Below are 13,506 nucleotides of genomic sequence, written 5' to 3'. Positions count from 1 at the left end.
CACGGTTTGACCCCCAAATCCAAGGTGTCGACGTTAGATCGATGTCCGGTTTATGAGGCTCGTCCCCCGCCTAACACCGGACTTGCGGTTAGCCTCATCCCCCTCTCCAGGGTTGGCCGCAAATTGAGTGTAGTGATCTGGTCGCCTGTGGTCCCCCCGCCACGGCGACCATTTCTTTTGGGTCCAGGTCAACCACTTTTTTGTGCCGCCAGCCTTGAAATGCGCTAAGAAGAACTCCCTTCACGAATTCCGGTCCACAGAAATCAGGAAATAGCATGTCAGCTCTCGAACCTGTCTTGAACGCGCTCGATAATAATTTGGACAAAAGTCTGGGGCGGCTTTTCGACCTCCTGAGAATCAAGTCCATCTCGACCGATCCCGCCTTCAAATCGGAATGCCGCAAAGCGGCCGAATGGCTGGTTGCTGATCTGAAATCGATCGGGTTTGAAGCCAGCGTGCGCGATACACCAGGCCACCCGATGGTTGTCGGCCATCACGAGGGCCCGAGCGCTGATGCGCCGCATGTGCTGTTCTATGGCCATTACGACGTGCAGCCCGTCGATCCGCTCAATCTTTGGGATCAGGATCCGTTCGCTCCGGCGATCAAGGATATTGGTAATGGCCGCAAGATACTCACCGGTCGCGGCACGTCGGATGACAAGGGCCAACTGATGACGTTTGTCGAAGCTTGCCGCGCCTATAAGGAAGTGCATGGCAAGTTGCCGGTCAAGATTTCCATTCTCTTCGAAGGCGAAGAGGAATCAGGTTCGCCTTCGCTGAAGCCGTTCCTTGATGCTCACCGGGACGAACTGAAGGCGGATTTTGCTCTCGTCTGCGATACGGGCATGTGGGATGGCGATACGCCGGCTATATCCGTCGGGTTGCGTGGTCTCGTTGGCGAAGAGGTCGTGATCAAGGCCGCTGACCGCGATCTTCACTCCGGAATGTTTGGCGGGGCTGCCGCCAACCCGATTCGTATCCTCACAAAGATTCTTGCCGACATTCACGACGAAAATGGCGCCGTGACCATTCCGGGCTTCTATGATGGCGTCGAAGAAACGCCGACACAAATCTTGCAGATGTGGGATGGATTGGGTTCGACGCCGGAGAATTTCTTGGGGCCAGTCGGGCTTTCGATCCCTTCCGGTGAGAAAGGCCGTTCCATCCTCGAACTGACCTGGGCGCGCCCGACAGCCGAATTCAACGGTATCACCGGTGGCTATACGGGGCAGGGGTTCAAGACCGTTATCGCGGCCGAAGCCTCGGCGAAGGTGTCGTTTCGCCTCGTCCACAAGCAGGACCCGGCGAAAATCCGTGAAGCTTTCCGGGCCTTCGTCCGGACCCGCATCCCCGCCGATTGCTCGGCCGAGTTTCACGAACATGGGGCTTCGCCTGCAATCCAGCTTTCCTATGAATCACCGCTATTGACCAAGGCCAAGAATGCCTTGAGCGATGAGTGGCCAAAGCCTGCTGTGCTCATCGCCATGGGCGGATCCATCCCCATCGTTGGTGATTTCCAGCGGATGCTCGGTATGGAATCGCTGCTTGTCGGCTTCGGTCTCGAGGATGACCGCATTCACTCTCCCAACGAAAAGTATGAGCTGAACTCTTTCCACAAGGGTCAGCGCTCCTGGGCGCGTATTCTCGACGCCTTGGCAAAGTGACAGGAAACGACGATGACCATCCGCTTTCACCGCAATGATTTGCCTGACCTCAAGCATTATGAGGTCGATGCTGTCGCCATCGACACGGAAACGCTCGGGCTTGATCCGCATCGCGACCGGCTCTGCGTCGTACAGATATCCCCTGGCGACGGTTCGGCGGATATTATCCAGATCGACAAGGGTCAGGCGGCGGCGCCAAATCTGGTCAAATTGCTTGGCGATGACGCCATCACCAAGATTTTCCATTTTGGCCGGTTTGATATTGCGGTCCTTTTCCACGCCTTTGGTGTCGTGGCAAAGCCGGTCTTCTGTACCAAGATCGCCTCGCGTCTGGTGCGGACATATACGGATCGGCACGGGTTGAAGGAAATCTGCAGCGAGCTTCTGGAGGTCAATCTCTCCAAGCAGCAGCAATCGTCAGATTGGGGAGCACCAGATCTGTCGCAGGCGCAACTCGAATATGCAGCGTCCGACGTGCTTTATCTGCATCGTCTGCGGACGATCCTGCAGCAAAGGCTCGTCCGCGATGGGCGTTCAGAGGAGGCCGCTGCCTGCTTTGAATTCCTGCCGACCCGCTCCAAACTCGATTTGATGGGTTGGGACGAGCAGGACATTTTCGCCCATAGCTGAGAGATTATTCAGCTGAAGTTAGAGCCTTTTATGCTTAAATAGAAACAGTTCTGTTTCTCGGATGGCGAGACAATCCACGCGGAAGGTGGCGAGGTCGATGCCTTTCCATCGTCCGACGCCGCCTGACAAAGTGGGTGGCCGCCAGCCAGAAACCCGAAGGGCCGGGTGAATTCGGGCCAAATCCATCGGGCTTCGGCATCGTCCGACGGAAGGCATCGGCCTCGCCAAACCCCTTGACCTTGTCCACGAATTCCCTCCGGCAGAACGATTCTATTTAGGCATGAAAGGCTCTGGCGCGCCCCTTGGAGCCGGGGCGCGATCGAGATGAGCCCACTGCGGCCGCCTGAACAGAAACTGGCCATAGCCGCTCCACTGGATCAACCAATAAAGAATAACCGGACCGATGACGCCGCTGATGACTGTCAGAAGCGAAATCGTGCCGATATCGGTGATAATGCCGCTTTTCAACAGAACCGTACGAGCCAGCGCCATCGGCAGAAAGAAGGCGAGATAGACGACGATCGAATGCGCTCCGAGCCAGCGCAGCGGTTTTATAACGCGGTCCCAAGATGAAGACATAGCGGCGATCAACGCGGAAACAGACACGATTGCCAGCGCTCCGGCAAACCCGGCTGCGAGTGAGATCAGCGGCACGTTGGCCCAGCCGCCAAGCCCGCCCGATGTATAGGCCTCCGCAGGTATCCAAGCGGCGAAAGGTTCGGATGCGGGGTGGAATACCAGCCAGCCATTGATCGATGCCCAGACGCCGAGAATGGCCAAGGCCGTCGACGGACGCTGCCGCAGCCACTCGGCAAGGCGGAAAATCGCGGGGGCAAAAGCATAGCCCGCGAAGAAATACACGAAACGGCTGCAGAACTCGTCGACCACGAGCCAGCCCGTATGGATTGGCAATGTTTCGAGCGCGGCAGCGATCAGCAGGATCAGCCAGACATTGACGCCTTTGACGAGGCGCGTGATGACAAAGAAAATCGGCAGCAGATAGATGAACCACAACGTGCCGAATGGCTGGATAAAGGCCAGCAGATAAGCGGAGAACGCGCCGCCCGTACCGCTTTCCGCGACGATGCCGGGTGCTTTGAACAGGAACTGGATCGTCAGCCAGAGCACGTAGAAATAGGCGAAGTGTACGATCTTGCGATCAGAATAACGCAACCAGGAACGGTCGATGACAAGGCCGAGAAACAAACCCGAGATCATGAAGAAATCCGGCATGCGAAAAGGCTGAGCGAAAGCAACGACAGGATGCATCCAGCCGCGTACACCTGCTTCGTTCTCGACGCCGAGCACGGAATGCATCATCACGACGAAGATGATGCAGATACCTTTGGCAATATCGACCCAATCGACGCGTGTCTTTTCACCCGTGCTCATAACTCTTAGTTCCCCAAACCGATTTTCCTTTGATACGCGAAAATTGAGAAGGGGAAGTAAAAATCAGGTGATGAACACTAAGAAATCGGTAGTACCCCTTAAAACAAAAAAGCCGGGCAAAAGCCCGGCGAGTTGTGAACGCTAAAGCGTCCAGAGGGGAACACGCAACGAGTGAAAATGGGAGGAGAACCACTCGTTACGCAAGGATTAAAGTAGAACTGCCGAGGAAAGTTTTCAAGGGCTGCAAAATAATATTTTACGCGCGCGATGATTCTGTCGGGACATCTGGTTATGGGTTTTGTTGGCCTGGGCCTGAAAACTCCTGCAGATCTTTGCAGACGCCATGCCCGCGCAATTGGCATCCGCCAAGGCGATACTGCGCTTCCGCATCAGGATTGGGATTGAGTCGCTCAAACGCGGCGCCGCCACAACCGCTTAAAATCGCCATCAAACATGCAAGAACGACAAAACGCATTTGGTCAACTCCGTGAGATTGCTTTGTTCAGACTAGCGTCGGTTGGCAGGTTTCTCAATCGCGGGATAGTCCCTGATCCAAATCAGAAATCCGGTCTTAACCGCACCTTAAATCGCCGCATTTACCCTGCAACGGGTCGCGTAACATTCTTGCGGCTCATCGGGGCGGGACTTCTTATCAATGGCATCACGCGGCAGGGGTAAACAGCGCATTGAGCCGGGGTTCGGTACGGACCGCCGTTCGGGCGATGATTTGCGCGCAGATCCGGAGGACAGGCCTGTGGCAAAACGCAAGACTGCACGCAAACCGGCCAAATCAAAACGCAGCAGATCGCGCCGCGGTAGTGGCGGCGGCGGATTTTTCGGCGCGCTGCGGCGTGTGGTCTATTGGTCCTTCGTTCTGTGCATCTGGGGCGGGATAGCCTTGGCGGGTACCGTCATTTATTTCGCCGCGAAGATGCCGCAGACAACCACATGGGCAATTCCCGACCGGCCGCCCAACGTCAAGATTGTTTCGGTCGAGGGTGATCTGGTCGCCAATCGAGGCGCCTCTGGCGGCGAGGCGATCAGCCTGCATGACATGTCGCCCTATCTGCCGGAAGCCGTCGTCGCCATCGAGGACCGCCGGTTCTATTCGCATTTCGGCGTCGATCCGATTGGCTTCACCCGTGCCATGGTCGCCAATGTCATCTCCCGGCGCTTGGTCCAGGGTGGCTCTACCATCACCCAGCAGCTGGCCAAGAACCTTTTCCTGACGCCGGACCGCACCATCGAACGCAAGGTGCAGGAAGTCATGCTCGCCCTCTGGCTCGAGCATAAATACACCAAGGACCAAATTCTTGAGATGTATCTGAACCGGGTCTATCTCGGCTCCGGTTCCTATGGTGTTGCCGCTGCGTCCCGGCGCTATTTCAACAAATCGGCCAAGGAAGTGACATTGCCGGAAGCGGCGTTGATTGCCGGCCTTTTGAAGGCACCGTCGCGCCTGTCGCCAGCGCGCGATCCGAAGGCCGCCAGTGAACGGTCGCAGCTTGTGCTTGCGGCCATGCGCGAACAGGGCATGATCGGCGACAAGGAACTCAACTTCGCCATGAAACAACCGGCAACCCGCGCCGCCTCCTATTGGAGCGGTTCGGAGCAATATGTTGCAGACCGGGTCATGGAAGAACTACCGGATCTGATCGGCGATGTACGCAGTGATGTGATCGTCGATACGACCGTCGATCTTGGCTTGCAGAAGCTCGGCGAGGCCTCGATCCGCGATCTGATCAGCAAGAATGGCGAGAAACTCAATGTCTCGCAGGGCGCGCTGGTTTCGGTGGACGGTACCGGTGCGGTACGGGCGCTGGTGGGCGGCTACGATTATGCCAACAGCCAGTTCGATCGTGCCAGCGAGGCCAAGCGTCAACCGGGCTCGGCGTTCAAGCCTTTCGTCTATCTCTCGGCGCTGGAGCAGGGATTCACACCGGAATCCGTGCGCAACGACGCGCCAATCCGCATTGGCAACTGGACGCCCGGTAATTTCAACGGCAAGTATTTCGGCAAGGTCACGCTGGCTGAAGCGCTGGCGCGCTCGCTCAACTCGGTTTCGGCGCAGCTTGTGATGGAAGTAGGTCCGAATACCGTCGTATCGACGGCCCACCGCCTCGGCATCGAATCGAACCTCACCGCAAATGCGTCACTTGCACTCGGGACATCGGAAGTCACCCTCCTCGAACTGACCGATTCCTTCGTCCCCTTTGCCAATGGCGGTTACAAGGCGCCGCCCTATATCATCAGGCGCGTGACGACCAATGAAGGCAAAGTTCTCTACCAGCACAAGAACTCTGCTACCGACCGGGTCATCGATCCGCGCAATGTCGGCATGATGAATGCGATGCTGCGGCAGACAGTTGATACGGGCACGGCGACGAAAGCCAAGTTTGGCTGGCCGGCAGCCGGCAAGACCGGTACCAGCCAGAATTTCCGTGACGCCTGGTTCATTGGTTACACATCAAACCTGACGACCGGCGTCTGGTTCGGCAACGATGACGGCAAGCCGACGAAGAAGATCACGGGCGGCTCCCTGCCAGCCATCGCGTGGAAAGATTTCATGGTCGCTGCACACAAGGGTGTGCCTGTGACGCAGTTGCCAGGCGATTATCAGTTGCATCAGCAGGTAAACGACGGCAACGATATTCTACCGGGTGGCGATCCGTCGGTGCCGGCCGCCGAGGGCGTGCCTTCCGCGCAACTCGATCCGGTCGGTCCCGTTCCTCCCGCGGATCTCGGCGATCAGACTGGCTCAACCCGGCCGGTACCCCCCGGCGAGGTTGGCCACAAGGGCCGCAAGACGACACTGTTTGATCTGATCATGGGAAATTGAGCGCAGACGCCTCTTATCTCCCCCTTGGTGGGGGAGAAAGGATTTTCTTGGATTTAGCCCCTTCGCTAAATTCTTAGAAAATCCAAGAGAGGGGGTAGTATCATGATTGCAAATCCCCTCTCTGGCGATTTCTAGCACTTGGCCCAAGAAGCTAAGATGCTGAAATCGCTTTCTCTCCCGCAAAGGGAGAGATAATCGGCATCAGCTGCCTCAATTACTTAAAGTCCGTTTCACTGCGACCCTCCACCCGGCAATCTTGGTCTTGCGAGTCTTGTCGTCCATCTTCGGCACAAAACGCGTGTCGCGTTCCCAGGTTTTGGAAAATTCGCGCCGGTTCGGCCAGATGCCGGCTTTTGACCCTGCAAGCCATGCGGCGCCTAACGCTGTCGTCTCGAGAATGGTCGGGCGATCCACCGGCGCATCGAGAATGTCGGCGAGACGCTGCATGGTCCAGTCGGAAGCGACCATGCCGCCATCAACACGTAAAACGGTTTTTGTGTTGGATGACTTCCAGTCCTTGCGCATCGCGTCAAGCAGATCGCGCGTCTGATAGGCGACCGATTCAAGCGCCGCTCTAGCAAATTCCGCCGGGCCGGAGTTGCGGGTGAGGCCATAGATCGCACCGCGTGCCTCCGCGTCCCAATGCGGTGCGCCGAGGCCAACGAAGGCGGGGACAAGATAGACATTCTGGCGAGGGTCTGCCTGATCGGCCAGTTTACCGGTCTCAGGCGCGGAGCCTATGATCTTCAGCCCGTCGCGCAGCCATTGCACCGCGGCACCCGCAATGAAGATCGAACCTTCCAGCGCATAAGTCGTCTTGCCATTGAGACGGTAGGCTATCGTCGTCAACAGGCGGTTTTTCGACAAGACCATATCGCTGCCGGTGTTGAGAAGCGCGAAGCAACCGGTTCCATAAGTGGATTTGAACATGCCGGGTTCGAAACAGGCCTGTCCGATGGTCGCTGCGTGCTGGTCACCGGCAACCCCGAGGATAGGCATCGCAGCCCCAAACAAGGAAGCCTCGGCCGAGCCGTAGTTTGCAGCGCAGTCCTTGACCTCGGGCAGCATGGCGCGAGGAATGCGGAGAATCTCCAGAAGTTCGTCATCCCATTCATTTGTCGCTATGTTGAAGATCAAGGTACGCGAAGCGTTGGTGGCGTCAGTTGCATGCACCTTGCCACCCGTGAGTCGCCAGATAAGAAAACTGTCGACTGTTCCAAACAGCAGTTCGCCATTGGCTGCGCGCTTGCGCGCTCCGGGCACCTTGTCGAGAATCCACGAAAGCTTGGTACCGGAGAAATAGGGATCGAGCAAAAGCCCCGTTTTCCTGGTGAATTTCTTTTCGAGGCCTTGCTTCTTCAGTTTCTGGCAAAGTGAAGCCGTACGCCTGTCCTGCCAGACAATGGCATTGTGGATAGGCTTGCCCGTTGCCTTGTCCCAGACGATGACGGTCTCGCGCTGGTTGGTGATACCGATTGCCGCAACGTCACCCGCCTGTATCTTGGCGTTCTCGATCGCCACGTCGCAGGTGCTGAGCACTGATTGCCAGATTTCTTCTGGATCGTGCTCAACCCAGCCCGATTGCGGATAGATCTGCGTGAATTCCTGCTGGTTCTTGCCGACAACCTTGCGGTTCTTGTCAAAAATAATGGCGCGGCTCGACGTGGTGCCTTGGTCGATGGCCAGGATATATCCGTTCATGCTCTCCCCCTCATTTCGCGCCAAGATATTGGCTTCGTTCTAACGGATCAATCGTTGCGACATGATATGCCTCGAATTTCACAGTGCGATGGGCTATTGCTCATGCAACGGAGTATTCCTATGTCAAACGATGAACCACGCAAGGTACTTGTCCTGACGGGCGCGAGCCGCGGTATCGGCCACGCGACAGTCAAACGTTTTTCGCGCGCAGGCTGGCGCGTCATCACCTGCTCGCGCCAAAGTTTCGACGATAATTGTCCTTGGCCAGCCGGCCCCGACGATCACATCAAGGTCGATCTCGCCGATCCTGCCGACGTCGATCATGCCGTTTCGGAGATAAGACGGAGGCTTGCGGCGGAAGGCGGCAAGCTCAACGCATTGGTCAACAATGCGGGTATTTCGCCGAAAAACAGTTCCGGTGACCGGCTCGATTCAATCGAGACGCCCATGCAAACGTGGATGAGTGTGTTTCAGGTCAATTTCTTCGCCCCGATCATGCTGGCGCGTGGCCTGTTCGCGGAGCTTGAGGCGGCACAGGGCTCCGTGGTTAATGTGACCTCGATTGCTGGCAGCCGCGTTCATCCGTTTGCAGGTACAGCCTACGCCACATCCAAGGCGGCACTGGCTTCCCTGACCCGTGAAATGGCCTCGGATTTTGGTCCGCACGGTATTCGCGTCAATGCAATCGCGCCGGGTGAAATCGACACTGCGATCCTGTCGCCCGGCACCGACAAGCTGGTTGAGCACCTGCCGCTACGCCGTCTCGGCAAAACGGCGGAAGTCGCCGAAACCATTTATTTCCTGTGCACCGAATCCTCATCCTACGTGACGGGTTCGGAGATCCATATCAATGGCGGTCAGCACGTTTAGGACGCCTGTACGGGGCAAATAATTGTGGCGCGAAATCGCGAAAAAGCCGTGATTCCGCCACAAATTTTGGCGCAAGAATTCCCGAAAATGAGATGAAAATGGGTCGTACAGCGGTCAAAATGGTTGATACCCACGCACCATCTAGAGGTCGTTTTTGCGAGTTTTGGATGAATATGGTGTCAAAGGAATAAGTTCTCAGCTGAGAACTTATTCCTTTTCTATGTGTGCGCAAATAGCGTTAAACGTAACGGTTTACCACATTTTCCAGATATTCCTGGCGTCCGGAGCGCGGCTGCGGCTGCAGGTTTTTGTCTCCGACTTGCTTTGCGATATCTTCGAGCGAGAGCTTGCCCGAAAGCATGGCCTGCGCCTCCGGCTTCGACCACCCGGCATAGCGATCATCGACAAAGCCGGTCAAAACCTTGTCTTCGATAATCTTTGCAGCTGCCTTGAGGCCGCGTGCGCAGGTGTCCATACCGCCAATATGCGCGATCAGCAAATCCTGTGGATCAAGTGACTGACGGCGCAGCTTGGCATCGAAGTTCGTGCCTCCACTCGTAAAGCCCCCGGCCTTGAGAATTTCGTAATAGGCTACAGCGACTTCGGGAACGTTGTTCGGGAACTGATCCGTATCCCAGCCGGACTGATAATCATTGCGGTTCATGTCAATCGAGCCGAAAATGCCAAGCGCTGCTGCGGTTGCGATTTCGTGCTCGAAGGAATGGCCGGCAAGGATCGCATGGCCCTGCTCGAGATTGACCTTCACCTCATTCTCAAGACCGAAACGCTTGAGGAAACCATAAACGGTTGCTGCATCGTAATCATACTGATGCTTGGTCGGCTCCTGTGGCTTCGGTTCGATCAGGATCGCCCCTTTGAAACCGATCTTGTGCTTGTAGTCGACGACGAGGCTGAGGAACCGGCCCATCTGGTCGAGTTCGCGCTTCATGTCTGTGTTGAGCAGCGTCTCGTAGCCTTCACGTCCGCCCCAGAGAACGTAGTTCTCGCCCTTCAGCTTTTGCGTGACATCGATACAGGTTTTCACCGTTGCGGCGGCATAGGCGAAGACATCCGGGTCAGGATTGGTTGCTGCGCCGGACATATAGCGGCGGTTGGAGAAGAGGTTGGCCGTGCCCCACAGGAGCTTGGTGCCGGTCTTTTCCATCTTGGCGGCGAAATAGTCGGCGATTTCGTGCAGGCGCTTGTTGCTTTCTGCAATGCTGTCGCCTTCCGGGCGCACATCCGCATCGTGGAAGCAGAAATACGGCGCGCCGAGGATCGAGAACATTTCAAAGGCTACATCGGCCTTGAGCTTTGCACCATCCATCGTGTCGTTGAACCAGGGACGCTCGAAGGTCTGCCCACCGAATGGATCGCTGCCAGGCCAGACGAAGGAATGCCAATAGGCGATTGCAAAGCGCAGGTGGTCTTCAAGCCGTTTTCCCAGCACGATTTCGTCGGCGTTGTAAAAACGATAGGCAAGCGGATTGATGCTGTCCGGCCCCTCAAATTTGACTGGTTTTGTATCACCAAAAAATCCACTGCTCATGACTGAACTCCTTTTAATGCTGGGTAGAGGTTATGATAACGATGGTACGCCGCATCGAAATCGGCGGTGAGTCTTGTTTCGGGTTCGATCGTGTAATCGGTTGCAGGCGCGGCGCAAACAGTGCGCGGGTCGGCTTTCTCCGCGGCAATCAATCCGAGGCGTGCGGCACCGAAAGCAGCTCCAAAATCGCCGTCAGCAGGTACATCAATGGGAATGTTGAGAGCAGTAGCGATGGCCTTGAGCCAATAGGTAGAGCGCGACCCGCCGCCAACAGCAGTGACACGATCGAGCTTGGTACCCGCTGCAGCAAGCGCGTTCAGGCAATCGCGGAAGGCGAACGCGACGCCTTCAAGCACTGCCTGCGTAAGCGCTGCGCGGTCGCTGGCATGTTCAAGGCCCTGAAACGACCCGCGGATAGCGGAATCGTTCAGCGGCGTACGCTCACCGGAAAGATAGGGCAGGAAGGTCACGCCAGACGGCGAGCGCAGTTGATCGCCCAATTCTCCGGTGAGTTCGGCAGGCTTGCGCGAGGTGATACCTGCGTACCAGTTCAAGGCGTCCGTCGCGGATAAAATAACGCCCATTTGGTGCCATGTATCGGGAAGAGCGTGGCAGAACGTGTGAACTGCGCTCTCGGGATTTGGCAGATAGGCGCTACTCGCCGCGAAAAGCACGCCGGATGTGCCGAGCGAGACAAAGGCATGGCCTTCGCCCACCGTTCCCATGCCGCAGGCCGAGGCTGCGTTATCGCCTGCACCACCCGCAACGACGACATTGCTGCCCATGCCCCAGCGCGCAGCGAGGTCGGTCTTCAATGTGCCGGACACGTCGGTTCCCTCGACCAGCGAAGGCATATGCCCGGTGTCCAGGCCTGTTGCCGCGAGAAGCTCTGACGACCATGCGCGCTTGCCGACATCGAGCCAGGAGGTGCCCGCTGCATCCGACATCTCCGACACATGTTCGCCGGTCAGCCACAGTCGCAGATAATCCTTGGGCAACAACACGCGGCGCAGTCGTGCGAAAATCTCGGGTTCGTTGTTCTTGACCCAAACAACCTTTGGAGCGGTAAACCCTGGAAAAACAATGTTGCCGCTCAGCGCCCGAAATCTAGGATCGCCGTCGAGTTCGGCGGCTTCCTTGTGGCTGCGGGTATCGTTCCAGAGGATGCAGGGACGGAGCACTTTATCGCCAGCATCGAGCAGCGTTGCACCGTGCATCTGGCCGGAGAGGCCGATACCCTTGACAGCTGCAAGCTCTTTTCCGTGCGTGGCCTTGAGGTCCTGAACCGCGTCCTCCGTCGCCTTGATCCAATGCGATGGGTCCTGCTCCGACCAGCCGGAATGCGGCCGCGAAATATCGAGTGTCCCGGTGCCGGACCCGATGACCGATTGATCTTCGTCGATCAGTAGCGCCTTGACGCCGGACGTGCCCAAATCGAGACCGAGATACATGGATTCTCCTCCTGAATTACGTTCAAACTGCCCGCTTGAGTGGCGTGTCACCTGCGTCGCCCGGGGCAAAAACCTGTGTATCGAGGTGAAGCAAAGATGTCATCATGCAGCCTTGCAGGATGAGCGGATGTTCGTCCGGATAACAGCGTATACTCAACTCCTGGGCTGCGCCCCAACCGGAGGGACCGGATACGACCTCGCGCAATTCATCCTCGATGAGATCGAAAACACCGGCGCCCGGTCCGACCAACGCGACGGGAACCGGATCGATCAGGGAAAACAGGCTGCGCAAACCCGAACCGATCGCTTGCCCTGCCTTGCGGAACGCTGCACGCTCTGCTCCATCACCAGCCCGGGCACTGTCTGCAACCTTGTCAAACGCTGCTGCATTTACGTCCTGTGCGGGTTGGGCTTTTTCACTCTCCCCTGAAGTGCGCCGCAAAATTGCATAGTCACTGGCATAGGCTTCGATGCAACCATGCCGGCCGCAGCGGCAGAGTGCGCCGTTCGGCACGTGCAGCATATGACCGAACTCGGCGGCGGAGGAATGGGCGCCAAGAAAGGGTTTCCCCTTGAGATAGAGGCCCATGCCGATACCGTGTGAGAGGAGGATTGCTGCGAAGTCCTCGGCGTAATATTCCGGATCGATCCAGCGCAGCGCCTCGGCAATCATGTTGCAATCATTGGCAACGGCTACCGCTACATTGTACCGCTCCGAAAGCGCTTCTCCGAAAGCAATATTGCTGTCTGGCGTGATCGGCGACCACAGCATGGTGGCGCTTGCAGCGTCGGTTACGCCCTGCACGCCCATAGAAATATGCGTAAGCCGGCCCGCCCCTGGCGGTCGATTGTCGAGCAAATTGTCCAGCATCAGACATATGGTATTGATCAGGTCGTCCGACTTTGCATCGAGTGTGGCGACGCGCCTGAACTCCTCGGCGATCAACTGGCCTTTGTAATCGAACAGAACGGCATGGACGAGATTGAGCGCCAGCTCGACCGTTGCAACCGTCGCTATCTCCGGGTTCAAGGTGAGCGCAACCTGGGGCCGCCCGCGCCGGTTCGCTGCCACATCGCCATCGCGGCTTTCGGCTATAATTCCCTCTGAAATAAGCGCGGTCGTGATGGCCGAAACGGTCGACGGGCTTAGACCGGTTTGGGCTACAATGTCAGTCCTCGACAGCAGTCCGTGACGCCGCAATGTTGCTAGCACGAGCCTTCGGTTTTGGCGCCTGACATCGTCCGGTCGCGCGATCTCATCGATCAGCAAAATGATTTCCTCCCGAAATCTTTTTTGTGCGTCGCAAAAATATTGTTGCGTTGCAATAGGTTATCCTACGCAAAACCAAGTTGACATGGAAATGGTTTTAAGTCACTATTTTTTTCGAGCCTCGAAATAAAGAGGTTTAG

Annotated in this window: 10 protein-coding genes; 4 read left to right on the top strand and 6 right to left on the bottom strand. The window is 57.0% G+C overall.

From position 1 onward, the window contains the following. The first annotated feature begins 275 nt into the window (after nt 1-275). Complete coding sequence (locus tag ACSQ3H_RS01460; RefSeq protein WP_436115393.1) at nt 276-1,664, top strand: M20/M25/M40 family metallo-hydrolase; 1,389 nt, start codon at nt 276-278, stop codon at nt 1,662-1,664. 12 nt (nt 1,665-1,676) lie between these two features. Then, the gene (locus tag ACSQ3H_RS01455) at nt 1,677-2,294 is read left to right on the top strand and encodes a ribonuclease D (protein WP_436115392.1); all 618 of its coding nucleotides are present in this window, start codon (nt 1,677-1,679) and stop codon (nt 2,292-2,294) included. A gap of 270 nt (nt 2,295-2,564) precedes the next feature. Here ACSQ3H_RS01455 and ACSQ3H_RS01450 read toward each other — a convergent pair whose 3' ends face one another. Continuing rightward, nucleotides 2,565-3,686, bottom strand: coding sequence for an acyltransferase family protein (locus ACSQ3H_RS01450; RefSeq protein WP_436115391.1), 1,122 nt, complete (start codon nt 3,684-3,686; stop codon nt 2,565-2,567). Nucleotides 3,687-3,975: 289 nt separating this feature from the next. Beyond that, nucleotides 3,976-4,161 carry a hypothetical protein gene (locus ACSQ3H_RS01445; protein WP_436115390.1) on the bottom strand — a complete coding sequence of 62 codons (186 nt, stop codon included), beginning with the start codon at nt 4,159-4,161 and terminating at the stop codon, nt 3,976-3,978. Nucleotides 4,162-4,341: 180 nt separating this feature from the next. On the opposite strand from ACSQ3H_RS01445, the gene ACSQ3H_RS01440 reads away from it, so the two are divergent. Further along, nucleotides 4,342-6,525 (top strand): transglycosylase domain-containing protein, encoded by a 2,184-nt coding sequence (locus ACSQ3H_RS01440; protein ID WP_436115389.1) that lies wholly within the window; start codon nt 4,342-4,344, stop codon nt 6,523-6,525. Between the two features lie 210 nt (nt 6,526-6,735). On the opposite strand, the gene glpK is transcribed toward ACSQ3H_RS01440, so the two are convergent. Beyond that, on the bottom strand, nt 6,736-8,226 hold the full coding sequence (gene glpK / locus ACSQ3H_RS01435) for a glycerol kinase GlpK (RefSeq protein WP_436115388.1): 1,491 nt from the start codon (nt 8,224-8,226) through the stop codon (nt 6,736-6,738). Between the two features lie 120 nt (nt 8,227-8,346). Between glpK and ACSQ3H_RS01430 the strand changes: the two genes are divergently transcribed. Then, on the top strand, nt 8,347-9,096 hold the full coding sequence (locus ACSQ3H_RS01430) for an SDR family NAD(P)-dependent oxidoreductase (RefSeq protein ID WP_436115387.1): 750 nt from the start codon (nt 8,347-8,349) through the stop codon (nt 9,094-9,096). Between the two features lie 238 nt (nt 9,097-9,334). Here the strand turns inward: ACSQ3H_RS01430 and xylA are convergent, their stop codons facing one another. Genes xylA through ACSQ3H_RS01415 form a run of 3 tightly spaced genes read right to left on the bottom strand, consistent with a single transcriptional unit; the run spans nt 9,335 to nt 13,366 of the window. Continuing rightward, nucleotides 9,335-10,645, bottom strand: coding sequence for a xylose isomerase (gene xylA, locus ACSQ3H_RS01425; protein WP_436115386.1), 1,311 nt, complete (start codon nt 10,643-10,645; stop codon nt 9,335-9,337). Next, the gene (xylB, locus tag ACSQ3H_RS01420) at nt 10,642-12,096 is read right to left on the bottom strand and encodes a xylulokinase (RefSeq protein ID WP_436115385.1); all 1,455 of its coding nucleotides are present in this window, start codon (nt 12,094-12,096) and stop codon (nt 10,642-10,644) included. The genes xylA and xylB overlap by 4 nt, the downstream gene beginning before the upstream one ends. A 22-nt stretch (nt 12,097-12,118) precedes the next feature. Next, complete coding sequence (locus ACSQ3H_RS01415; RefSeq protein WP_436115384.1) at nt 12,119-13,366, bottom strand: ROK family protein; 1,248 nt, start codon at nt 13,364-13,366, stop codon at nt 12,119-12,121. Nucleotides 13,367-13,506 lie beyond the last annotated feature (140 nt).

It is taken from the genome of Phyllobacterium sp. LjRoot231, assembly GCF_964253365.1.
GTDB lineage: Bacteria > Pseudomonadota > Alphaproteobacteria > Rhizobiales > Rhizobiaceae > Phyllobacterium.
Note: the sequence above shows the minus strand (reverse complement) of the source record. Positions and strands in the feature narration are given on the sequence as shown.

Bases quoted from the DNA above. Each gene is read 5' to 3' on its own strand.
- ACSQ3H_RS01460 (WP_436115393.1), top strand. From the start codon at position 276: ATGTCAGCTCTCGAACCTGTCTTGAACGCGCTCGATAATAATTTGGAC.
- ACSQ3H_RS01455 (WP_436115392.1), top strand. From the start codon at position 1,677: ATGACCATCCGCTTTCACCGCAATGATTTGCCTGACCTCAAGCATTAT.
- ACSQ3H_RS01450 (WP_436115391.1), bottom strand. From the start codon at position 3,686: ATGAGCACGGGTGAAAAGACACGCGTCGATTGGGTCGATATTGCCAAA.
- ACSQ3H_RS01445 (WP_436115390.1), bottom strand. From the start codon at position 4,161: ATGCGTTTTGTCGTTCTTGCATGTTTGATGGCGATTTTAAGCGGTTGT.
- ACSQ3H_RS01440 (WP_436115389.1), top strand. From the start codon at position 4,342: ATGGCATCACGCGGCAGGGGTAAACAGCGCATTGAGCCGGGGTTCGGT.
- glpK (WP_436115388.1), bottom strand. From the start codon at position 8,226: ATGAACGGATATATCCTGGCCATCGACCAAGGCACCACGTCGAGCCGC.
- ACSQ3H_RS01430 (WP_436115387.1), top strand. From the start codon at position 8,347: ATGTCAAACGATGAACCACGCAAGGTACTTGTCCTGACGGGCGCGAGC.
- xylA (WP_436115386.1), bottom strand. From the start codon at position 10,645: ATGAGCAGTGGATTTTTTGGTGATACAAAACCAGTCAAATTTGAGGGG.
- xylB (WP_436115385.1), bottom strand. From the start codon at position 12,096: ATGTATCTCGGTCTCGATTTGGGCACGTCCGGCGTCAAGGCGCTACTG.